At 67.8% G+C, this 20,264-nt stretch carries 22 protein-coding genes, 1 tRNA gene, 1 pseudogene and 2 riboswitches; of the genes and pseudogenes, 2 read left to right on the forward strand and 22 right to left on the reverse strand.

Annotated elements, in window-relative coordinates:
- From MMB92_RS17650 to MMB92_RS17680, 7 genes are all read right to left on the reverse strand, one after another.
- Complete coding sequence (locus tag MMB92_RS17650; protein WP_006496280.1) at nucleotides 1-1,143, reverse strand: alginate lyase family protein; 1,143 nt, start codon at nucleotides 1,141-1,143, stop codon at nucleotides 1-3.
- Between the two features lie 151 nt (nucleotides 1,144-1,294).
- Entirely contained in the window at nucleotides 1,295-4,222 is a 2,928-nt protein-coding gene (gene gcvP, locus MMB92_RS17655; RefSeq protein ID WP_006485677.1) for an aminomethyl-transferring glycine dehydrogenase, read from the reverse strand.
- Nucleotides 4,223-4,280: 58 nt separating this feature from the next.
- A complete protein-coding gene (gene gcvH, locus MMB92_RS17660; RefSeq protein WP_006485673.1) occupies nucleotides 4,281-4,661 on the reverse strand; it encodes a glycine cleavage system protein GcvH in 381 nt (126 codons plus the stop codon).
- Nucleotides 4,662-4,787: 126 nt separating this feature from the next.
- Nucleotides 4,788-5,906 (reverse strand): glycine cleavage system aminomethyltransferase GcvT, encoded by a 1,119-nt coding sequence (gene gcvT, locus MMB92_RS17665; protein ID WP_048988902.1) that lies wholly within the window; start codon nucleotides 5,904-5,906, stop codon nucleotides 4,788-4,790.
- Nucleotides 5,907-5,989: 83 nt separating this feature from the next.
- Nucleotides 5,990-6,123: riboswitch (glycine riboswitch) on the reverse strand.
- Between the two features lie 33 nt (nucleotides 6,124-6,156).
- Nucleotides 6,157-6,260: riboswitch (glycine riboswitch) on the reverse strand.
- A gap of 113 nt (nucleotides 6,261-6,373) precedes the next feature.
- Nucleotides 6,374-6,736 carry a hypothetical protein gene (locus MMB92_RS17670; protein ID WP_006485676.1) on the reverse strand — a complete coding sequence of 121 codons (363 nt, stop codon included), beginning with the start codon at nucleotides 6,734-6,736 and terminating at the stop codon, nucleotides 6,374-6,376.
- A gap of 143 nt (nucleotides 6,737-6,879) precedes the next feature.
- On the reverse strand, nucleotides 6,880-7,932 hold the full coding sequence (locus tag MMB92_RS17675; RefSeq protein WP_006485682.1) for an oxidoreductase: 1,053 nt from the start codon (nucleotides 7,930-7,932) through the stop codon (nucleotides 6,880-6,882).
- Between the two features lie 301 nt (nucleotides 7,933-8,233).
- Complete coding sequence (locus MMB92_RS17680; RefSeq protein ID WP_277562819.1) at nucleotides 8,234-8,941, reverse strand: SGNH/GDSL hydrolase family protein; 708 nt, start codon at nucleotides 8,939-8,941, stop codon at nucleotides 8,234-8,236.
- A gap of 310 nt (nucleotides 8,942-9,251) precedes the next feature.
- Between MMB92_RS17680 and MMB92_RS17685 the strand changes: the two genes are divergently transcribed.
- Nucleotides 9,252-11,339, forward strand: a complete 2,088-nt coding sequence (locus MMB92_RS17685; protein WP_277562820.1) for a UvrD-helicase domain-containing protein — start codon at nucleotides 9,252-9,254, stop codon at nucleotides 11,337-11,339.
- 106 nt (nucleotides 11,340-11,445) lie between these two features.
- Here the strand turns inward: MMB92_RS17685 and MMB92_RS17690 are convergent, their stop codons facing one another.
- Complete coding sequence (locus MMB92_RS17690) at nucleotides 11,446-12,333, reverse strand: c-type cytochrome (protein ID WP_112750565.1); 888 nt, start codon at nucleotides 12,331-12,333, stop codon at nucleotides 11,446-11,448.
- Nucleotides 12,334-12,584: 251 nt separating this feature from the next.
- On the opposite strand from MMB92_RS17690, the gene MMB92_RS17695 reads away from it, so the two are divergent.
- Nucleotides 12,585-12,660 (forward strand) — tRNA-Arg (locus MMB92_RS17695).
- A 65-nt stretch (nucleotides 12,661-12,725) separates the two neighbouring features.
- On the opposite strand, the gene MMB92_RS17700 is transcribed toward MMB92_RS17695, so the two are convergent.
- The 14 genes and pseudogenes from MMB92_RS17700 to MMB92_RS17765 form a co-directional block, all read right to left on the reverse strand.
- Nucleotides 12,726-13,802 carry a site-specific integrase gene (locus MMB92_RS17700; RefSeq protein ID WP_277562821.1) on the reverse strand — a complete coding sequence of 359 codons (1,077 nt, stop codon included), beginning with the start codon at nucleotides 13,800-13,802 and terminating at the stop codon, nucleotides 12,726-12,728.
- Nucleotides 13,803-13,867: 65 nt separating this feature from the next.
- A pseudogene (locus tag MMB92_RS35280) lies at nucleotides 13,868-14,083 on the reverse strand (helix-turn-helix domain-containing protein); the annotation flags it as partial.
- Complete coding sequence (locus tag MMB92_RS17710) at nucleotides 14,010-14,372, reverse strand: hypothetical protein (protein ID WP_277562822.1); 363 nt, start codon at nucleotides 14,370-14,372, stop codon at nucleotides 14,010-14,012. The gene MMB92_RS17710 and the pseudogene MMB92_RS35280, both read right to left, overlap by 74 nt.
- Before the next feature lie 320 nt (nucleotides 14,373-14,692).
- Nucleotides 14,693-17,485 carry a toprim domain-containing protein gene (locus MMB92_RS17715; RefSeq protein WP_069245881.1) on the reverse strand — a complete coding sequence of 931 codons (2,793 nt, stop codon included), beginning with the start codon at nucleotides 17,483-17,485 and terminating at the stop codon, nucleotides 14,693-14,695.
- Between the two features lie 2 nt (nucleotides 17,486-17,487).
- Complete coding sequence (locus MMB92_RS17720) at nucleotides 17,488-17,742, reverse strand: hypothetical protein (RefSeq protein ID WP_105391624.1); 255 nt, start codon at nucleotides 17,740-17,742, stop codon at nucleotides 17,488-17,490.
- Nucleotides 17,739-18,101: a hypothetical protein gene (locus MMB92_RS17725; protein WP_277562823.1), complete on the reverse strand. Its 363-nt coding sequence runs from the start codon at nucleotides 18,099-18,101 to the stop codon at nucleotides 17,739-17,741. Before MMB92_RS17725 ends, MMB92_RS17720 begins: the two co-directional genes overlap by 4 nt.
- 3 nt (nucleotides 18,102-18,104) lie before the next feature.
- Nucleotides 18,105-18,560: a hypothetical protein gene (locus tag MMB92_RS17730; RefSeq protein ID WP_277562824.1), complete on the reverse strand. Its 456-nt coding sequence runs from the start codon at nucleotides 18,558-18,560 to the stop codon at nucleotides 18,105-18,107.
- A gap of 4 nt (nucleotides 18,561-18,564) precedes the next feature.
- Nucleotides 18,565-18,759 (reverse strand): hypothetical protein, encoded by a 195-nt coding sequence (locus tag MMB92_RS17735; protein WP_069245885.1) that lies wholly within the window; start codon nucleotides 18,757-18,759, stop codon nucleotides 18,565-18,567.
- 43 nt (nucleotides 18,760-18,802) lie between these two features.
- Nucleotides 18,803-19,015: a hypothetical protein gene (locus tag MMB92_RS17740; protein ID WP_277562825.1), complete on the reverse strand. Its 213-nt coding sequence runs from the start codon at nucleotides 19,013-19,015 to the stop codon at nucleotides 18,803-18,805.
- Nucleotides 19,003-19,197 (reverse strand): hypothetical protein, encoded by a 195-nt coding sequence (locus MMB92_RS17745; RefSeq protein WP_277562826.1) that lies wholly within the window; start codon nucleotides 19,195-19,197, stop codon nucleotides 19,003-19,005. The genes MMB92_RS17740 and MMB92_RS17745 overlap by 13 nt, the downstream gene beginning before the upstream one ends.
- 88 nt (nucleotides 19,198-19,285) lie before the next feature.
- Nucleotides 19,286-19,534, reverse strand: coding sequence for an ogr/Delta-like zinc finger family protein (locus MMB92_RS17750; protein WP_006757081.1), 249 nt, complete (start codon nucleotides 19,532-19,534; stop codon nucleotides 19,286-19,288).
- Nucleotides 19,535-19,561: 27 nt separating this feature from the next.
- Nucleotides 19,562-19,750, reverse strand: coding sequence for a hypothetical protein (locus MMB92_RS17755; protein WP_017923636.1), 189 nt, complete (start codon nucleotides 19,748-19,750; stop codon nucleotides 19,562-19,564).
- A gap of 28 nt (nucleotides 19,751-19,778) precedes the next feature.
- Complete coding sequence (locus MMB92_RS17760; protein WP_012327650.1) at nucleotides 19,779-19,970, reverse strand: hypothetical protein; 192 nt, start codon at nucleotides 19,968-19,970, stop codon at nucleotides 19,779-19,781.
- 16 nt (nucleotides 19,971-19,986) lie between these two features.
- On the reverse strand, nucleotides 19,987-20,214 hold the full coding sequence (locus MMB92_RS17765; protein ID WP_257757078.1) for a hypothetical protein: 228 nt from the start codon (nucleotides 20,212-20,214) through the stop codon (nucleotides 19,987-19,989).
- Nucleotides 20,215-20,264: the final 50 nt, after the last annotated feature.

Here is a 20,264-nt window from a genome sequence, read left to right on the forward strand (position 1 = left end):
CTAGCGCGCCTGCAATGGCAGGCACGCGGCGAGCCATGCGGGCGGCGTTGGGGAAAGCTGCTGCGCGACGCGGGCATAGCGCCCGTCGAGCCGCGCGGCCAGATGAAAGAGTTCGGTGGCGTTTTTCGGGTCCCACTGCCCCGTGTAACCCGGCAAGCCGGCCTCGCGGCGCTTCGCGTCGAACGGCACCGGTGAATTCACGAATTCCTCGTGCGTCTTCTCGCCGAGCGCATACGGCACGAGCCAGTCGAGCGCGGCCGCGAGCGTCGCGCCATTCGCGCCGCGCTCGCGCAGCCAGTTGCGGTTGAAACGGCGCGCGGCGAGCGCGGCCGTTACCAGCGGCTGCAGATCGTAGACCGCGTAATGCAGCGCGTCGCGTTCCTCGAAATCCCAGGTCTTGCCGTCGGGGCCGATGTTGTCGGCGAGATGCTCGACGAACAGCCGCTGCGCGGCGTTCATCATCTTGCGGTCGCCGAGCGTGAATGCGGACAGCGCGATCAGCTTGATCCGGTGGCTCTGCCAGTTGTTGCGCCAGGTGCCGGTGAGCGGGCGCTTCTGCGCGTCGACCTGCGCGACATAGCCGGCGCCGAGCTTCGCGATGAACGCGGCCGTCGCGTTGCGCGTTTTCACCGGCAACGCGCTCGCGGTCATGTCGTACGCAATGATCAGGCTCTCGAAGCGCGTCTCGTCGATCGGGTTGAAGCTCGGCTGGTAGGTCGAGACCCACGCGGACAGGAAGCGGTCGACGAGTTGCAGGTAGCGCGGCGCGTTCGTCACGCGCCACGCGAGCGCCGCGTCGCGCATCAGGTCCATGTCCTTGAGCGCGGCCGCGCTCTGGTCGTAGATGCCTTCGTGCGGCAGCGTGCCCTCGGTGTGCACGCGCGCCATCGCTTTCGGCTGCTCGCCGATGCGTGCGTCGACGCTGCGGATCAGCGCCTGCACGCCCGGCTCGGCCTGCGTCGTCTCGCTCGTCTGCAGCGCCGGCGCCGCGCAGAAATTCATCGCCGCGCGCGCACTGCCGGCGGCGCCGAGGCCGGCGGCGGCCAGCGACAGCGACGCGACGAGCATCGGCACGTAGCGGCCTGCGCGGATGCGCGGCCGCCGCTCGGTTGCACCATGGCCCGGAAACATCGGACGCACCATGCGGAACTCCTTCATTGGCTGGATCGCGTGTGATGTTAGCCGGATTGGCGGATGAACGTGAACCGGTCGGCCCGGCGAACGCAAAAACCGCACGCAACCCCGGGTTGCGTGCGGTGCGGTCACCATTGGTCGGCTCCGGGCCTGGCGCGCGTTATGCGTAGTCCGACATCGGCACGCACGAGCAGAACAGGTTGCGGTCGCCGTACGCGTTGTCCGCACGGCCGACCGGCGGCCAGTACTTGTTCGTGCCGAGCGACGCGACCGGGTACGCGGCCTGCTCGCGCGAGTACGCGTGCGGCCATTCGTTCGCGGTGACGACGGCCGCCGTGTGCGGTGCGTGACGCAGCGGGTTGTCCTCGCGATCGGCGCGGCCTTCCTCGACCGCGCGGATTTCCTCGCGGATCGCGATCATCGCGGCGATGAAGCGGTCGAGTTCTTCCTGCGATTCCGATTCGGTCGGCTCGACCATCAGCGTGCCCGGCACCGGGAAGCTCATCGTCGGCGCGTGGAAGCCGTAGTCCATCAGGCGCTTCGCGACGTCGTCGACGCTGATGCCGCTCGTTTCCTTGATCGGACGCAGGTCGAGAATGCACTCGTGCGCGACGAGCCCGCCCGGGCCCGAATACAGCACCGGGTAATGCGGCGCGAGGCGCTTCGCGATGTAGTTCGCATTGAGGATCGCGGTTTCCGTCGCGGCGGTCAGGTTCTTCGCGCCCATCATCGCGATGTACATCCACGAGATCGGCAGGATCGACGCCGAGCCGTACGGCGCGGCCGACACCGCGCCGATGCCGTCTTCCGTGCGTGCGTAGCCGGTCGAGCGCTGGTTCGGCAGGAACTTCGCGAGGTGCGCGCCGACCGCGACCGGGCCGACGCCCGGGCCGCCGCCGCCGTGCGGGATGCAGAAGGTCTTGTGCAGGTTCAGGTGCGACACGTCGCCGCCGAACTGGCCCGGCGCGGTCAGGCCGACCATCGCATTCATGTTCGCGCCGTCGACGTACACCTGGCCGCCGTGCGCATGGACGATTTCGCAGATCTCGCGGACGTTCTGCTCGAACACGCCGTGCGTCGACGGGTACGTGATCATGATCGCCGCGAGGTCCTTCGAGTGCTGTTCGGCCTTCGCCTTCAGGTCGGCGATGTCGACGTTGCCCTGCGCGTCGCAGGCGACGACCACGACCTTCATGCCGGCCATGTGCGCGGACGCCGGGTTCGTGCCGTGCGCGGACGCCGGGATCAGGCACACGTCGCGATGGCCTTCGCCGCGCGATGCGTGGTACGCGTGGATGATCAAGAGACCCGCGTACTCGCCTTGCGAGCCCGCGTTCGGCTGCAGCGACACGGCCGCGTAGCCGGTGGCCGCGACGAGCATCTGCTCGAGCTGGTCGATCATCTCGCGGTAGCCGACGGTCTGCTCGGCCGGGGCGAACGGGTGGATCCGGCCGAACTCGGGCCACGTGACGGGCAGCATTTCCGACGTCGCGTTCAGCTTCATCGTGCACGAGCCGAGCGGGATCATCGAGCGGTCGAGCGCGAGATCCTTGTCCGACAGGCTGCGCAGGTAGCGCAGCATTTCGGTTTCGGAATGGTGGCGGTTGAACACGTGGTGCGTCAGGTACGCGCTCGTGCGCTCGAGGCCGGCCGGCAGCGCGGCGACGCCGGCGAGGCCCGCGTCCAGCGCATCGACGGCCGGCGCGGTGCCGCCCGCGGCCTGCGCGAACACGTCGAGCAGGTCGGCGAGATCGTCGCGCGTCGTCGTTTCGTCGACCGATACGCCGACTTGCGTGGCGCTCACGCGGCGCAGGTTGATGCGCTTCGCCTTCGCGAATTCGTGGACCTGCGCGGTGCGCGCGCCGGTGTCGATCGTCAGCGTGTCGAAGAACGTGTCGTTGACGGTCGCGAAGCCGAGCTGTTTCACGCCGGCGGCGAACAGCGCCGCGATGCGGTTCACGCGCAGCGCGATCGTCTTCAGGCCGTGCGGGCCGTGGTAGACCGCGTACATGCTGGCCATGATCGCGAGCAGCGCCTGTGCGGTACACACGTTCGACGTCGCCTTTTCGCGGCGGATGTGCTGTTCGCGCGTCTGCAGCGCGAGGCGCAGCGCGGGCTTGCCCTGCGCGTCGACCGTCACGCCGACGAGGCGGCCCGGCATCTGGCGCTTGAATTCGTCGCGCACGGCCATGTAAGCGGCGTGCGGGCCGCCGAAGCCCATCGGCACGCCGAAGCGCTGCGTGTTGCCGACCGCGACGTCCGCGCCCCATTCGCCGGGCGGCGTCAGCACGGTGAGCGCGAGCAGGTCGGCCGCGACGACCACGTGGCCGCCGGCCGCGTGGATCGCTTCGGTGAGCGCGCGGTAGTCGCGCACGTCGCCGTTCACGCCCGGGTATTGCAGCAGCACGCCGAACGCGTTCGCCTGCGCGGCGTCGGCCGCCGGGCCCGTCTTGACTTCGATGCCGATCGGCAGCGCGCGCGTGCGGATCACTTCGAGCGTTTGCGGCAGCACGTCGTCGGCCACGTAGAACACGTTCGACTTCGGCTTGCCGGTACGCTGCAGCAGCGTCATCGCTTCGGCCGCGGCCGTCGCTTCATCCAGCAGCGACGCGTTCGAGATCGCGAGGCCCGTGAGGTCGGCCACCATCTGCTGGAAGTTCAGGAGCGCCTCGAGGCGACCCTGGGAAATTTCGGGCTGGTACGGCGTGTAGGCCGTGTACCACGCCGGGTTTTCGAGCACGTTGCGCAGGATCACGGCCGGCGTGTGCGTGTCGTGATAACCCTGGCCGATATAGGAGCGGAACACCTGGTTCTTGTCCGCGAGCGCACGCAGCGCGGCGAGGGCTTCGGCCTCGCTCTTCGGCTGTGCGAACGGGCCGAGCGGCAGCGTTTCGGCGCGGCGGATCGAGGCCGGGATCACGGCGTCGATCAGGGCGGCGCGCGACGCGAAGCCGAGCGTGTCGAGCATGGCCTGCTGGCTGGCGGCGTCGGGGCCGATGTGGCGTTCGGCGAACGCGTCGTGCGTTTCGAGCGCGGCGAGCGAGAGGGGCGTGCGGTTCATCAGGCGGTCCGGGTGTTCGAGCTTCATGGCGTGACTCTGGTCCCGCGCGCGCCGAGGCCGGCGCCGCGCGGTTCGGGTAGGGAAATTAGTCGATCAGCTTGCTGTAGGCGTCGGCGTCGATCAGCTTGTCGGTCGACGCGCCGGCCGCGAGCTTGATCTTGAAGAGCCACACGCCGTACGCATCGCCGTTCACTTCTTCCGGCGCGTCGGTGGCTGCTTCGTTGATGGCGACGATCTCGCCGGACACCGGCGAGTAGATGTCGGAGGCCGCCTTCACCGATTCGACGACGCCGACGGCGTCGCCCGCGTTCACCGACTTACCGACTTCGGGCAGCTCGAGGAAGACGATGTCGCCGAGCGTGCTCTGCGCGTGATCGGTGATGCCGACCGTCAGCGTGCCGTCCGCCTCGGTGCGGATCCACTCGTGTTCGTCGGTGTATTTCAGCTCGGCCGGGACGTTGCTCATCGGATGCTCCTGGATAAAAGGGTGTGTTCGTTCTGCTGGCGCGCCGCCATGGCACGCCGGATAGGGTTGCGCCGGGCGCCATCTCCCGGCTTGCCGGGAGGCGGCCCCGCGGCCGCTTCTCGGTCGTTACGCAGCGAGGACCTTGCCGTTGCGCACGAACGGCAGTTTTACCACGCGCGCGGGAAGATTCTTGTCTCGAATTTGCACCTGGACGGTGTCGCCGATCTGGACGGCCGCCGGCACCCGCGCGAACGCGATCGATTCCTGCATCGACGGCGAGAACGTGCCGCTCGTGATCTCGCCTTCGCCGTGCGGCGTGACGACCTTCTGGTGCGCGCGCAGCACGCCGCCCGCCTTGCCGTTTTCCTTCTGCAGGATCAGGCCGACGAACGCGGCGCGCGTGCCGTTGGCTTCGAGTGCGGCGCGGCCGACGAAGTCGCGCGGCGCGGCGAGGTCGACGGTCCATGCGAGGCCCGCGTCGAGCGGGGAGACGGTGTCGTCCATGTCCTGGCCGTACAGGTTCATGCCGGCCTCGAGGCGCAGCGTGTCGCGCGCGCCGAGCCCGCACGGACGCACGCCGTGTTGCTGCAGCGCATTCCACAGCACTTCGACGTGCACGGCCGGGACGATCACTTCGAAGCCGTCTTCGCCGGTATAGCCGGTGCGGGCGATGGTGAGATCGCCGAACGGCGTGCCGGCGACCTGCGCGGCGTTGAACGGCTTGAGCTCGCTGGTGGCGGCGCGGGCGGAAGGCACCGTCGCCCAGACTTTTTCGCGGGCGTTCGGACCCTGGACGGCGACGATCGCGAAATCGCGGCGCGGCGCGATCGTCAGGCCGTAGCCGCCTTGCTCGTTCAGCTGGTTGAACCACGCGATGTCTTTCTCGGCGGTGCCGGCGTTGACGACCACGCGGAAGAATTCTTCGGTGAAGTAGTAGACGATCAGATCGTCGATGACGCCGCCCTGCGGGTTGAGCAGGCACGAGTAGAGTGCCTTGCCGGGCGTCTTGAGCTTGCCGACGTTGTTCGCGATCGCATGCTCGAAGAACGCGCGCACGCGGCTGCCGGTGAAATCGACGACGCACATGTGCGACACGTCGAACATGCCGGCGTCGGTGCGCACGGCAGCGTGTTCTTCGATCTGCGAGCCGTAGTTGACGGGCATGTCCCAGCCGCCGAAGTCGACCATGCGGGCATTGAGCGCGCGGTGCGCGGCGTTGAGCGGGGTGTGATTCAGTGCAGTCATCGAGGCCTCAGGCAAGGCGCTTGCGCGCGGATCAGAACGGCCATGTGCCGACCGCCGCGGCCGATGGCCTCACGCGATCCGGTACATGCCCCTCTGTCCTCGATACCTGAGAGATTGCGCTGCGGGCCAAGCCCGGCGAACGCGCGCCCCTTCGGTGGGCAGCCTGCCCGCGCAGCCAATGCGCTGCGGGCTACTGCCGCTCTCCAGAGTGCGGGAAACGTATTGCTCGCGCGGTGCGCGGATGCGGTTTCCCGACGCGGTCGGTCCTTTTGCCTGAGAGTTTGCGGGTGTGCCCCTTCGGCGGCGCAACCGGTGTCGGAACAACCCGGTCACACGCTCTCCCGACGCGTGCGGGCGACTGTACGCGAGCAGGTGGGCATTGTCAATTTGAGCAAAAGAATGTCGCTTCGCGACAAGCGGCGGCGGCCGGCGCCGCCGCTTCATCCGCGCCGGCAGGTGCCGGCGCGTTACTCGCCGATCGCGCGCGCGGCCGTGTCGAGTTCCTGGTTCAGCACGCGCTGCTCGTCGCCGGACAGGCCGCCGTTGTGCTGGGCCGACATGTCGTTCGCTTCCTGGCGGATCACGTCGAGGCGATGGTGCAGCTGCGCGCCGTAGGGCGGCGGGTAGTAGCCGCCGTTCACGCGCGCGTCGATCCGGCGATGCAGGTTGTCGATCCGTCCCTGGACCTCCTGCATGCGGTCGTTCGCGACGACCTGCGGATTCGGTCGCGGCGGGGGCGCCTGCCGGGCCGGCCGCTGCGGCTGCACGATACACGCCGCGAGCGAGGAAACCAGGACGCAGCATGCCGCTGCGCGAATCAACCGTTGCATCACATTCTCCTGACGGATGGGTGTCGGATCGACTTTTTGAGAAACGCGTCAGACCGAACGACCGCTGACTTTCGTTCCCGCACCATTTGTAACGGAATGTTCGGCGCCGAGCGGGCGGGGCGGCACCGACCCGGCCCGCGGCGTCAGACCGGGCGGCGCACGAACGGCACCCGGCGGCCGTCGTGTTCGCTCTGCGCGGCGAGCTCGATGATCGTCATCACGTCGACCGCGTCCTGCGCGGTGACGGGGAACGGCGCGCCGTCGCGGATCGACGCGGCGAGCGCGCGGTAGAACTCCGCGTACTGGCCGTCGAGCGTCGGCACCGGCCGCTCGACCTCGACGTCGCCGTCGAGCACGCGCAGCAGGCCGGGCGGGTTGCCGCCGCCGAATTCGACGTCGTCCGCGGTGAGGCCGGCCTTGAGCTGGTCTTCCTGCGTGTCGAGCCCGAACTTCTGGTAGCTGCCGCGCGTGCCGTGCAGCGTGAAGCGCGCGGGTTCGATCGCCGACAGCGCGCTCGCATGCAGCGCGACGTCCTTGTCCGGATAGCCGAGCAGCAGGTGCACGAAATCGGGCGCCGTACCGTGGTCGCGGCGCGTCTTGACGGTGGCGCTCACCGTTTCCGGCGTGCCGAACAGCGCGAGGGCCTGGTCGATCAGGTGCGGGCCGAGGTCGAGCAGCAGGCCGCCGCCGCGGGCCGGCTCCTCGCGCCAGCGCGTGCGCGGCGTCGGCCGGAAGCGGTCGAAGTGCGACGCGAAGTACGTGAGGCGGCCGAGCTCGCCCGATTCGACGATGCGGCGCACGGTGAGGAAATCGCCGTCCCAGCGGCGGTTGTGGAACGGCGCGAACAGCCGGCTGCGCGCGTTCGCGAGCCGCGCGAGCGCGAGCGCCTCGTCGGCGGTGAGCGTGACGGGCTTGTCGACCACTACGTGGCGGCCGGCTTCGAGCACCTGGCGCGCGAGCGCGAAATGGGTGTCGTTCGGCGTGGCGATCACCACGCATTCGATATCGTCGAGGCCGAGCAGCGTGTCGAGGTCGGGGACGATGCGCGCGCCCGGATACGCGGCCTGCGCGCGTTCCCCCTGGCCCGTCGCGATCGCGGCGACTTCAGTGCGGCCGCTCGTGGCGATTACGGGCGCGTGGAACGTCGCGCCGGCGAAACCGAAACCCATCAAACCAATCCTGAGCAATGACGACATGGCAATTCCTGGCTGCGAAGGAAACTAAAGGATGGCGCGCCGGAGCGGCGCGAAGACGACCGGCTATTTTGGCATGGCGCTGCCGCTTGCACAGACGCGTCGGGCGAAATGCACGGAGCGATGCGACGCTTGCGCAAGGAATGCCGGCATTTTGCGCAGGAGCGGGGGCGCGCGGTGCGACTGTCGAACGCGCGGCACCCGGCTCTTGGCTCTTGGCGCCCGGCACCCGGCACCCGGCACCCGGCACCCGGCGCACCGCCCGGTGAGCCGGGGCGGCCAGCCGGCCTCGGCATGTGCCGCATCATCCGTCCATCCGCTGCCGCACCGCAGCCGCAACCTGCGCGGCCCACACCGCGCAGGCGGCTGCGCCGGGGTGGAAGCCGTCGGCGGCCATCAGGTGCCGTTCGAGCGGCAGGTCGACCCGCAGGAACGTGCAGTGCGGCTGCGCGCCCGCCCAGCCGGCGAGCGCCGTGTTGAGCCGTTTCGCGCGCCGCCCCAGATACCACGCGAGCGGCTGCGGCAGCGCCGGGAAGCGCTCCATCGGCGGCACCGCCGACAGGATCGCGTGCCCGACCTGGAAACGCGCGGCGAGCAGCCGCACCAGCTCGGTCTGCTGCGCGAGCCAGCGTGCGGGCGGCACGCCGCCCGTCACGTCGTTGACGCCGAGCGACGTCACGGCCACGTCGAACGGCTCGGCCGGCTCGGCGGCGAGCCACTCGACGAGCTCGCGCGTGGTCAGGCCGGTGCGCGCGAGCAGTTTCCAGCGCACTCGGTGCGTGGCCGCCAGCGCGCTCGCCAGTTGCCCGGCGAGCGCGTCGTGCTGCGTCGCGACGCCGACCCCCGCGGCGGCCGAATCGCCGACCACCAGCACGCGCAGCGGCGGGCCGTCGCCAACTGAGCCGTCGCGCGGCCCGGCCGCTTCGGGCAGCCGCGGCGTGACGCGGCGCACGTAGCGCCCTTGCGCGAACAGCAGCGGGCCGAGGGCGGCGGTGGCGAACGGGTATCCCATGAGGTCGATCCGGCGGTGGTTGAAACGCATTGAAGCGGGCCGGCGCGGGTGGCGCCAGCGGAGTGCGTATTGTGTCCGATCACGGCGCGGACCGGGCCCGATTGGCCGAACGGACGGCCACGACAACGCCGAACGGACGGGGGGCGCCCGCCCGGCAAGCCTGCGCGCCCCGTCCGGCGGCGCGCCCGAAATACCCGCCGCCGACGTGTTAACATGCGCGTCCTGCCTGCGTGTCCGCCTGCTTCGCCAGCCTGCCGCGCACGGCATCCTCCCGGCGTTCCGCCGTCAACCCGCAACACCATCCGCCATCATGTCAGCAGGCCTCAATCCCGCTCAGAACGAAGCGGTGCGCTACCTCGACGGTCCCTGTCTCGTGCTCGCCGGCGCGGGCAGCGGCAAGACCCGCGTGATCACGCAGAAGATCGCGCACCTGATCGAAGCGAAAGGTTTCGAGCCGCGCCACATCGCCGCCGTCACGTTCACGAACAAGGCGGCGGCCGAAATGCGCGAGCGTGTGTCGAAGCTGCTGGAAGGCAAGACGCTGACCACGCCGGGCAAGGAAGGCCGCAAGGTGCCCGTCAACCAGCTCACCGTCTGCACGTTCCATTCGCTGGGTGTGCAGATCCTGCGCCAGGAGGCCGAGCACGTCGGCCTGAAGCCGCAGTTCTCGATCATGGATTCGGACGACTGCTTCGGGATGATCCAGGAGCAGCTCGGCACGACCGACAAAGGGCTGATCCGCAAGATCCAGAGCATCATCTCGCTGTGGAAGAACGGCCTGATCATGCCCGACGAGGCGATGGCGATCGCGGCCAACGAGGACGAGCACCAGGCCGCGCTGGTCTACCGCAACTACGTGGCGACGCTCCACGCGTACCAGGCGGTCGACTTCGACGACCTGATCCGCCTGCCGGCCGAGCTGTTCGCGAAGAACGAGCAGGTGCGCGACCGCTGGCAGAACAAGCTGCGCTACCTGCTGATCGACGAATACCAGGACACCAACGCGTGCCAGTACGAGCTGCTGAAGCAGCTCGCGGGCCCGCGCGCCGCATTCACGGCGGTCGGCGACGACGACCAGGCGATCTACGGCTGGCGCGGCGCGACGCTCGAGAACCTCGCGCAGCTCGGCAAGGACTTCCCGAAGCTGCACGTGATCAAGCTCGAGCAGAACTACCGGTCGACGGTGCGGATCCTGACCGCCGCGAACAACGTGATCGCGAACAACCCGAAGCTGTTCGAGAAGAAGCTGTGGTCCGAGCACGGGATGGGCGATTCGATCACCGTCACGGCGTGCAACGACGAGGAACACGAGGCCGAATCGGTCGTGTTCCGGCTGTCCGCGCACAAGTTCGAGCGGCGCGCGCAGTTTCGCGACTACGCGATCCTGTACCGCGGCAACTTCCAGGCGCGCATCTTCGAGCAGGTGCTGCGGCGCGAGCGGATTCCGTACGTGCTGTCGGGCGGCCAGTCGTTCTTCGACAAGGCCGAGATCAAGGATCTGTGCGCGTACCTGCGGCTGATCGCGAACGCCGACGACGATCCCGCGTTCATCCGCGCGGTCACCACGCCGCGCCGCGGCATCGGCAACACGACGCTGGAAGCGCTCGGCTCGTTCGCGGGGCAGGCGAAGGCGTCGCTGTTCGAGGCCGTGTACATGGGCGGGATCGAGGCGCGGCTGTCGGCGCGCCAGGTCGAACCGCTGCGGATGTTCTGCGACTTCATCCAGCGCCTGACCGAGCGCGCGGACAAGGAGCCCGCGACCGTCGTGCTCGACGACATGATGGAGGCGATCCACTACGAGGCGTACCTGTACGACGCGTTCGACGAGCGGCAGGCGCAGTCGAAGTGGCAGAACGTGCTCGAATTCCTCGAATGGCTGAAGCGCAAGGGCACGAAGCCCGAGACGGAGGCCGTCGACGGCGAGGCCGACGGTTTCCACAACGCGGACGGGCTCGCCGACACGGGCAAGAACCTGCTCGGCCTGATCCAGACCGTCGCGCTGATGTCGATGCTCGAGGGCAAGGACGAGGACCCGGACGCCGTGCGGCTGTCGACCGTCCATGCGTCGAAGGGGCTCGAGTATCCGCACGTGTTCCTGGTCGGCGTCGAGGAAGGCATCATGCCGCACCGCGGCGGCAGCGAGGACGACGGCCCGATCGACAACGAGCGGATCGAGGAGGAGCGCCGGCTGATGTACGTCGCGATCACCCGTGCGCAGCGCAGCCTGCACCTGAACTGGTGCAAGAAGCGCAAGCGGGCGCGCGAGACGGTCGTGTGCGAACCGTCGCGCTTCATCCCGGAGATGGGGCTCGACGAAGCGCCGCCGCCGACGCCGGAAGAGGCGCCGATGTCGCCGAAGGACCGGCTCGCGAGCCTGAAGGCATTGCTGCAGAAGTGACGCGGCGCCGCGCGCACGATGGCGCGGCGAACCGGCAACCCAAAAAAGAAACCCCCGCGATGCGCGTGCGTCGCGGGGGTTTTTGACGGAGGGCCGGACGACGTCGTTACTTCGCCGCGTTGACCATGTAGTCGACGGCCGCCTTCACGTCGGCATCCGACGCGTTCGACCCGCCCTTCGGCGGCATCGCGCCCTTGCCGTGCAGCGCGTAGTTGTAGACCGTATCCATCGAGTCCTTCAGGCGCGGCGCCCAGTCTTCCTTGCTGCCGAACTTCGGCGCGCCGAGCACGCCGGCCGCGTGGCAGGCCTGGCAGGTCGACGCGTACAGCGCCTTGCCGGCCGTTGCCGCATCGGCGCCGGCCGGGGCGGCCGCGGGCTTTTCGCCGGCCTTCGGGATCGCGGCGATCGCGGCCATGGCGGCCGCGGCCTGCGCGCTCGACGCATCGGCGCCCGACGCGGGCGCGCCGCTCGCGGGCTGCGCCGCGTTGGCGGCCGGCGCCGCCGGTTCGGGGAAGTTCGCGCCGTCGTTGTTCGCCATGTAGACGATCGCGCGGGCGATTTCATAGTCGCTGACGTCGTCGGGGCTCGTGCCGCCGCGCGCCGGCATCGCGCCCTTGCCCGCGAGGGCCGTCTTCAGCAGCGTGTCGAAGCCTTGCGAGATGCGCGGCGCCCAGTCGTCCTTGTTGCCGAACTTCGGCGCGCCGGCGGCGCCGGTGCCGTGGCAGGTCACGCAGACGGCCTTGTAGACTTCCTCGCCGGTCTTGTACGTGCGGGGCGCGTTGGCGTCCTTCACGTCGACCTTCGCGATCGGGGCGATCCGTGCGGCGACCTGCTCGTCGGATAGCGCGTCCGTGCCGGCGCCGGAACGGAACGCATGGTTCGCATAATTGGCGAACAGGACGATCAGGATGATCGGAATCGCGAACGACGCGATGATGACGGCAATCAACTGCCCGGGGGTTTTGACGGGAGATTCGTGGGGTGCTTCGCTCATGCTTGCCTCGTCTCCATGAATAGGAATTGTGAGCGCGGTGCAACGGCAAAATGGCAGTCCAATGAAGCACGGACGATTATAGACGGAACGTTTACATCACGGCGAGCGGCGCGATGGCGCGTGTTTACCCGCACGCAGCACGGCCCGGCGGCGATTCGGCAGGCAAGGTGGACGCGTCATGGGAAACCGGGTATCCTTGCCGTCTTGCCAATCGTGGGCGGCCTGTATATGGGGTCGCTTCACTGTCACACGCGCCCGTAGCTCAATGGATAGAGTACTGCCCTCCGAAGGCAGGGGTTGCTGGTTCGATCCCAGCCGGGCGCGCCAAGCCTAGTAAGGCTCTCAGCAGTTTCGCTACTTCATCGGTTTCTCCCACTTCAGTGAAATTACAGTCAGCCGGCGACGACGTGCAGGTCGGCGGCCTGCGTGTGCGACTGCACCCACTGCGTCAGGTGGTCCGCTGACAGGTGCGCGTAGCGCTGCACCATTTCCAGCGTTTCCCACCCGCCCAGCTCCTTCAACACCTGCAGCGGCGTGCCGCGCTGCACATGCCAGCTCGCCCAGGTGTGGCGCAGGTCATGCCAGCGGAAGTCCCGGATGCCGGCGCGTTTCAACGCCTTGCGCCAGGCTTCGGTCACGGTCTGATAGACCGGCCGGCCGTGGTAGACGAACACGCTGTCGACGAACTCGGGCGCGCGCTTCTTCGCCCGCTGGCGCAGCAGCACGGCGATCGCCGTGTCGGACAGCGGCACGGTGATCGCCTTCTTCGCCTTCGCCTGGTCCGGATGGATCCAGGCTACGCGCCGCACGATGTCGACCTGTGACCACTGCAGCCCGGTCACGTTCGAGCGGCGCAAGCCGGTCTCGAGCGCGAAGCGCGCCATGTCGGCCAGGTGATCCGGCAGTTCGGCGAGTAACCGTTCGGCCTCGGCCGGCGTGAGCCAGCGAATCCGCTTCTGCACGACCTTCGTGCGCTTCGTGGCCGGCACGCGGTCCAACCATTCCCACTCGACGGCCGCATTCAGCACGGCTTTCAGCACGCCGATTACGCGCGTCACGGTGCCGGCGCTGACGCACTCGTCGGTGGCCACGAGCCCGTGCTTCGTTCGGATCACCTTCGGTTCCCTCCGTTTGGCGAGGGCGATCGCGTCGATGCGGTTGCGGTCGATGTCGGCCAGCGCGACGCCGGACAGGTGTTGGTCAAGCCAGCGCAGGTGCGTTTTCGACGTTTCCAGGCTCGACAGCCCCTCGCGGTCGCTGACATAGCGCACGACGGCGTCGTTCCAGGTGTAGCGCGGCTTGTGGCCGAGCCTCGCCTGGTTCCACAGATCGACTTTCAGCCGATCGTGCAGTTCTTTCGCCTGGGCTTTGTTGCTGGTGCCAGTGCTGCCTTGTACGACCGGACCGCCGCCAGGCGGGGTGAGACGGTAATACCAGTTGGGACTGTTACTGCGTTTATAGAGCGACATGATTCAAATTTCTCCTGCGGGTCGCCCTGCACAACTCGCGGAATCCATTCTCCGGCGAGGTAACGCTGCAGGGCAACTGTCGAAAACATCCAGCGCTTGCCGACCTTCCGCCCAGGCAGCGCGCCGGCCTTCGCTTTCAGGCGCACCGTTTCGGGGTGCGCGCCGAGCAGCGCGGCGGCTTGTTCGAGGTTCACGGTGTTCATCGGGCTATCCCCCGAGCGCGACGCGGCGGGGGGAGGGGCAAAACAACTCGTGGATACGTGGCACACCCTGCTTTTCATGGGTAACTGACTGATTTGTAAGGTTTTTGCTTGCCATCATTTGCCACGAAAAACTCGTGGCACCCCCTTCCGACTCGTGGCCTAAAAAATAGGCAGCGTCCGCGACTCGTGGCAAAAAGCGCTCGACTCGTGGCACGGCTTTTCGGCTGACTTCTTGCCCTTCTTCGTATTCTTTCTTCTTCTTTTTCAATGAATTAGAGAGAAGAGAAAAAGGGCCGACGGCGGCCGGCGAAAAAACCGGACTAGTGGCAAAAACGCCTCGACTAGTGGCAATTCGAATACGATTCACGGCGGCACTCTTCTCAACAATCAAAGACTTACGAGCGGACAGACCCGAAAACCACGATTCACGTGCGCTGCCTGCCCGTTCCCTGTGAAAAAACGGGCTCGCACGGCCCCCCTTCTTCAAGGCGAGCGCAGTTCCCCGGCCGTTTCGACTTGCGGGGGGTACGGGGGGAACCGGACAGCACGGCGGCCGTGTGACAGCGTGCGCCGACTGCTGCGCGCATCGACGCACGCACCGGAAACCCGAATACAGGGCCGCTACGCGGCCGGAAGTAATGAGGGAAGGGGTACGGCCGCACGGCGGCCGCGTCGGCTGAGAGGGCGTCACGCTGCGACCCCTTGCCGTGCGTCGGTCGCCAGGTCCTCACGGATCGACACGTGCAGCCCGAAGCCGGCCAGGCGGTCCAGCGAGATCGGGGTGAGGTACGGGACGCGCCGGGTGTAGATTCGCCGCTCGACTTCCTTCTCGCCGACCACGACGCCGGCGTGCTTGAGCTGCGCCTTGAACACGCGGTCGGATTTGACCGGCAGGCCGTTCCATTTGTCGCGCAGCGCGCTCGTGTGGGCGATGTGGTCCATCACATGCCCGGTGCGCAGCAGCAGGCAGAACTCGCCGTCGACGGTATCGAAGGTGAACGGGTGCTTGTAGTTGCCGCCGTCGATCTCCGACAGCACGGTTTCCATGATCCAGACCCACGGCTCGCGATCGGCGCTCGTCTCGGCGATGTGCCCGTTCATTTCCGCGAGCAGGTCGCGCGGGAAGTCCCCCTCGGTCGGGTCCATGCCGGCGAACTCGCACAGGTAGCGCCAGGCGAGGGCGACGGCCGCATAGTTGCCAGCCATCCGCTTCGCGCCGTCGTCCTCGCCGCTCGCGCGGCAGTTGGCCAGCGCTTTGTCGCGCAACGTCGTGTACTGGTCGGCCACGGCGCGCTTGTCCAGGCCGGCGAGGAATTCGAGCCACTGGCGAACCGGGAAGCGCGGCAGGTCGTCCGGCATCAGCGGACCGCGCTTGCCGGTCAGCGTCGTACGCACGAGCTTGCCGAGCAGGCTGCGCACGGGCACGTCCTCGCCGGCCAGCATGACGGGCGCGCACAACAGGTATTCCGTCATGTCGGTGCCGCGCCGTGTCACGGTGTACTGGTAGTTCTCCTGCAGCAGGCCGACGGCCTTGTCGATCACGTCTTGCCGGCGCGCCGACAGCTCTTCCCATCCGACCGGGTGGCTGGTGTGGCTGATGCTGGTCAGCAGGCGGAACTCGGTCTGCAGCGACTGCCCGGAAAACATCGTGAACGCGAGCGTGCGCTCGAGGCGCTTGATGAGCGTCGACTTACCCGCCCCCTTGTTCGCCTGGATCGTGATGTGCGGCCAGAAACCGAGCAACGCCTTCAGGTGGCCGCCGAGCGCCCACACGAGCGGGATCGTCGCGGCGTTCTGCTTGAACGTCGCCTGGTACGCGGTGATGACGCGGCGCGCGTCGCTGGCCGGCCCGGTCGGGAAGGTCAGGTTGTGATACGGGCACTGCTTGTCGGCTTCGGTGAAGTAGCAATCGGGGCCTTCGTTGACGATCAGGCGGCCGTCGCGCCAGGCGAGCCCGACGAAGTTCGCCGCCTGGCGCGCGCCGAGGTCTGCGCCGCGTTCCAGGATGTTCACCATGCGCTTGAACGGCGCCGGCGCCCAGATCGGGCCGAACTTGCCCCACTGGTCGACGTTGTGCAGCTGGTCGTCGAGCATGACGCGACGCGTGAGCTGCGCGCCGTGGCGCGGCGCCTGGACCGACACTGCGAAGTAGACGGTGGGCGCCTGGTCGGCGTCGCCCGTCATAGTCGACGTCGCACTCGCGACCGACACGCGGCTGATGCCGGCAATACGGAAACCGCACAGATCCGTTATGACCGGCGTTTCGACGCCCGATTCTTCGTTACGGTCCATCTTCGTGATGTAGCTGGTGAAGTCCGGCCGGACGCGGAAGCGCCAGTACTGCGCAAAGTCGTGTGAGGGCAGGAAGATGCGCGGCCGGCCGCGACGCGAGGCGTCGCCGGCGAGGCCCGCGATGAGCCAGGGCTCGAGCTGCTCGAGCGCCCGCGACAGCTCGAGCGGGCCGCGCAGCTGCAGGTAGTCGTTGACGTCGTTGATCGGTTTCGCGGTTTTCTCGCCGTCCGCGAGGTCGGCCAGCCAGCCGGCCTGGTCGACGAGCATCGCGCTGATGTTCAGCGCCGTCAGTCGTTCGTAGAGCGCCCACGCAGCCTCGGGACCAGGACGGCGGCCGGCGCGCGGGTGACCGTCCGCGAACGGCTCGTCGTTGTCCAGGCAGATCACAACCTGCTTGCCGCGCAGGAACGTGAAGTCGATGCCGTCGACGTTCGCCAGGCCGCGTAGCGCCAGGGCAGCGGCGCCAGGGATCGCGCACGTATCGATCGACAGCGCATTGATCGCGCTTTCGACGATGAACACGCGCTTCGCCTTGTCAAGCCGGCGAAGGTCGGCGGTCCAGCCGTAGCCGGCCTTGTCGCCCTGGGTCTGCGTCTTGACGCCGCCGTTGAGCGCCGGATCGACGTAGCGCATGTCCACGGCGACGACCCGCGCGTCGCCCGGTGCGCGGACGATGAATGCAGCAGCCGGGCCGGCGTGACCGACTTCGCCGACGGCGACCTTCGAGCTTGTCCACGTATTGAAACCGAGCGCACGCGTGGCGATCGCCGCGTCGATCGCGGCGGCGGAAATGCCACGGCCGCCGAGGTAGTCACGCACCTGGTCGCGCTCGGCCAAGCACCGATCGGCGATGTATTCGACGGTCGTTTTCTCGCGGCGCTCGGCCGGCGCCGGCCGATCGAGCGGAAAGCCGTACGCGTCGTGCAGATAGCGCACCGCGTCGGCGACGGTGCCGCCGCGCGCGTGAATCACCAGATCGATACACGAGCCGCCGACGTCGGCGCTGTGGTCGCGCCAGCCGGTGCCGTGCTTGGGGTGGTTCACGTAGATCGACAGGGACGGGCTCTTGTCGTCGTGCTGCGGCGAGTGGTACAGCGCGCGGTCGCCGCCGCGACCTCGCTTCAAGCCCAGGCGGTCGGCGAGGTCGTGCAGGTCGATGCGTTGTTTCAGTTCGTCGATCGTGGCCATCGTTATTGCTGTTGCGGTTGATGCAGGGACAGAGCGGCCGGGTTGCCGGGTGTCGCGGGGCTGTCGACGAGCGCGCGCAGCGCGCCGGCCGACGCCGGGAAGGCGAGCGCCAGGCGATCGCCGAGCACGCTGACGAACAGCGCGAGCACCGCGACGCGCTGCAGGCCGCCGGGTTCGTGGTCGAAGCGCAGCGCGTCGGCCGCTGCCGCGATGGAAGCCGCGAGCGCGGCGTCGTGAGGTGTAGTCGTGTGCGTCATGCTGCGGCGCCTCCGAGGATGTCGTGATGGTTTTGTTGCAGGCGTTGAACGGCATGCTGCAGCTCGTACCGCGAGGTCGTCGCCTGGTCGAGCATGGTGCGCAGGCGATTCCGGTTGCGCTCGACGTTCGACGTCGCGCTCGCGAGCGCGGCGGTGCGCGTCGCACCGTGGCCGATACGCAGGCCGGAGGCCAGGTGCGTAACGATCCACTTTTCGGGGTGGCCGTCGCGCATGTGCGGCTCGGCGTGGATGCCGAAGGCAGCGCCGGCGTCGTTCGGGACGACGACGTGATCGCCGGCGACGGTGCGCAGGCCGGCCGTCGTCAGCAGCTCGTAGCGGATGGTGGGCTCGTGGTTCACGTATCAGCCCTCCTGACCGGGAAACAGCGCGTCGACGATTGCGCGGGCCAGCGAAACCCAGGCACGTGCGCGCGGGCTCTGCAGCTCGAGGACGTCCTGGTCCGGATTCGCCTGTGCGTATCCGTGGTGCGACATGAGCTTCCCGACGACGATGCGGATACGTTGCTCGCGGTGATCCGTCGCGACGTCCGGTATCAGACGCATGACGTTGGCGCTACGCCTCGATGCGAACGCCGCGCGCAGCTCATCGATGTCGTTCTGGGTGAGATCGCGTCGAGCTACCAGCGGTAGCGTGAGCGGATTCAGACGCCGGACGGCGTTCCAAAATTCGCGAGCTGCGTCGTCGACGGTCAGGTGGTCGGCGATCGTAATGCGGCCGTCGTGGTGGATGGTGAACAGCACTTCGCTGTAGGCGGCGCTGACGAATCGGAAAGAGGATTGCTTTACGTTGGACGTCATCGCATTACCCTCGCGGCGGGACGGACCAGGCCAACGCCGCGACCAGGACGATCATCGCGACTGCGCCGATCACGAAAGCGATCGAACGGGCGTATCGAACGTCGAACAGACGCAGCACGTCGGCGGCCAGGCTGTATGCGCCAGTGAGGGAGAAGGAGAGCATCAGCAGCACGCCGATGCCGAAAACGTAGGGCTTCATGGTGTGATTCCAAGTGTGTGCGCCGGCGGCCGGCGCGGATGGGTCAGTCGAAGTCGTTTGCAGCGCGGCGTTTCCCGTCGACGGGCGGGGACGCGGGCTGTCGATCGCGCCACACGCTCGCCGTGCATTCGAAGGCGCGGCGAGCGGCCGGGTGAAGTGAGTCGAAGTCGCCGACCATGTGCAGGCGGTGCCATGTCGCGCGCAGCTCGAGCTCGGTGAGGGCGGGGCGCATCGCGTGGAGGGTCAGTGCAGCCATGCGAGGATCGGCGTGCCGTTTGCGTGGTCCCAGGTGACGCGGAACCCGAGCGCGGTCGCCGAGCGCACGAACACGTCGGCGCGCACATCGGCGACGGAGATCTTCTTGAGGTAGGCGACGCGTTCGTCGTAGGACATCGATGCAGCGAGCGCGGCGAGCGGAGCGTGGATCAGCGTTTGCATACGGCCTCCAAGAAATTTCAGGCAAAAGGAGTCCCTCACGCCCGCAGAGCGGGCGCGATGGGTGTTCAGCGAAACAGCGGGTTAGGGCTTAGGCGTCGAGCAGCGGGAGCTGTCGCGAATCGGTCGGAAGCCGATCAACCTTGCCGATCGGCACGTACACGTGCGGATTCGGGTTGAGGCTCGGCGCGATCGTATGGACGGTCGCGACGTGGATCTTGTAGGTCGTCGCGCATTCGATGTTGGTGCACTGGCAGTACGCCTCGCGAACGAGAGCGGACAGCGTGCGGCTGGTTCGAATGACGGCGCGGCTGCCGCAGTGGTGACACTTCAATTTCATCGTGACTTCCTGTCGGAGACTGCCGCGTTAGTTACGGCTGTTGGTTACGGCGTAAAGCGCCCGGTTTCGTCCGGTGAGGCGACGCGCACCGTTGCGCAGTCGTCGCTTCACGAGCCATTCGGCCGCTTGCTGGATCGTCGCAAGACCTTCCTGCTGTCGGACGCGTTCGAGTAGTTCGGCTTCTTGCTCGGTGAATGTGAGTTCGATTTCGGGCATTGGATCGGCTGCTCTAGGGCTGCTGTTTTCAGCCGTGCTCGTGGGCTACATTGCACGCTGGTATCAGAGCCTCAGCGGCTTCGCGCAAAACCATCTGGCGAATCAGCGTTGCGGCGGCCTCGCCTTGGTAGTTGGCGAGCGCGGTGATGAGGGCGTATTCGTAGTCGTCGAACCGCACCATTAGGCGGTTGTCGCGGACGCGTTTTGGATCCGGATACATGGTGGTCACCTCGGGTTCAGCTTGCGGAAACGTTGCCCGTGGTGTCCTCAAACGAGGACATCTTGGCGAGGTAGAGGGGGAGCCCTTCGAGATAGATGAGACGCGCGAGGCTCGACAGCGAACGCCGTTCTTGGCGGCCGAGCTGCTCGAGCTGGGCACGCTCTGCGGGAAGGAGGCGCAGCGAAACGGTCTTGCTGGACATGACGCCCGGCGGCGCACGCCGCGGGCCTTTGTGGGTAGTCATGGCGGGTATACTCAATTTCGATAGTGCTTCACTAGGGATAAGTGAAGTGT

Source organism: Burkholderia sp. IO2, from assembly GCF_029522185.1.
GTDB classification, from domain to species: domain Bacteria; phylum Pseudomonadota; class Gammaproteobacteria; order Burkholderiales; family Burkholderiaceae; genus Burkholderia; species Burkholderia cenocepacia.

Coding starts and splice junctions, on each gene's coding strand:
- gcvT (WP_048988902.1), bottom strand. CDS start 5,906: ATGACTGCACTGAATCACACCCCGCTCAACGCCGCGCACCGCGCGCTC.
- MMB92_RS17715 (WP_069245881.1), bottom strand. CDS start 17,485: ATGGCCACGATCGACGAACTGAAACAACGCATCGACCTGCACGACCTC.
- MMB92_RS17745 (WP_277562826.1), bottom strand. CDS start 19,197: ATGCAAACGCTGATCCACGCTCCGCTCGCCGCGCTCGCTGCATCGATG.
- MMB92_RS17760 (WP_012327650.1), bottom strand. CDS start 19,970: ATGTATCCGGATCCAAAACGCGTCCGCGACAACCGCCTAATGGTGCGG.
- MMB92_RS17755 (WP_017923636.1), bottom strand. CDS start 19,750: ATGCCCGAAATCGAACTCACATTCACCGAGCAAGAAGCCGAACTACTC.
- MMB92_RS17720 (WP_105391624.1), bottom strand. CDS start 17,742: ATGACGCACACGACTACACCTCACGACGCCGCGCTCGCGGCTTCCATC.
- MMB92_RS17730 (WP_277562824.1), bottom strand. CDS start 18,560: ATGACGTCCAACGTAAAGCAATCCTCTTTCCGATTCGTCAGCGCCGCC.
- MMB92_RS17685 (WP_277562820.1), top strand. CDS start 9,252: ATGTCAGCAGGCCTCAATCCCGCTCAGAACGAAGCGGTGCGCTACCTC.
- gcvP (WP_006485677.1), bottom strand. CDS start 4,222: ATGAAGCTCGAACACCCGGACCGCCTGATGAACCGCACGCCCCTCTCG.
- MMB92_RS17765 (WP_257757078.1), bottom strand. CDS start 20,214: ATGACTACCCACAAAGGCCCGCGGCGTGCGCCGCCGGGCGTCATGTCC.
- MMB92_RS17675 (WP_006485682.1), bottom strand. CDS start 7,932: ATGTCGTCATTGCTCAGGATTGGTTTGATGGGTTTCGGTTTCGCCGGC.
- MMB92_RS17750 (WP_006757081.1), bottom strand. CDS start 19,534: ATGAAATTGAAGTGTCACCACTGCGGCAGCCGCGCCGTCATTCGAACC.
- MMB92_RS17690 (WP_112750565.1), bottom strand. CDS start 12,333: ATGAGCGAAGCACCCCACGAATCTCCCGTCAAAACCCCCGGGCAGTTG.
- MMB92_RS17650 (WP_006496280.1), bottom strand. CDS start 1,143: ATGGTGCGTCCGATGTTTCCGGGCCATGGTGCAACCGAGCGGCGGCCG.
- MMB92_RS17680 (WP_277562819.1), bottom strand. CDS start 8,941: ATGGGATACCCGTTCGCCACCGCCGCCCTCGGCCCGCTGCTGTTCGCG.
- MMB92_RS17670 (WP_006485676.1), bottom strand. CDS start 6,736: ATGCAACGGTTGATTCGCGCAGCGGCATGCTGCGTCCTGGTTTCCTCG.
- MMB92_RS17740 (WP_277562825.1), bottom strand. CDS start 19,015: ATGGCTGCACTGACCCTCCACGCGATGCGCCCCGCCCTCACCGAGCTC.
- MMB92_RS17700 (WP_277562821.1), bottom strand. CDS start 13,802: ATGTCGCTCTATAAACGCAGTAACAGTCCCAACTGGTATTACCGTCTC.
- gcvH (WP_006485673.1), bottom strand. CDS start 4,661: ATGAGCAACGTCCCGGCCGAGCTGAAATACACCGACGAACACGAGTGG.
- MMB92_RS17735 (WP_069245885.1), bottom strand. CDS start 18,759: ATGAAGCCCTACGTTTTCGGCATCGGCGTGCTGCTGATGCTCTCCTTC.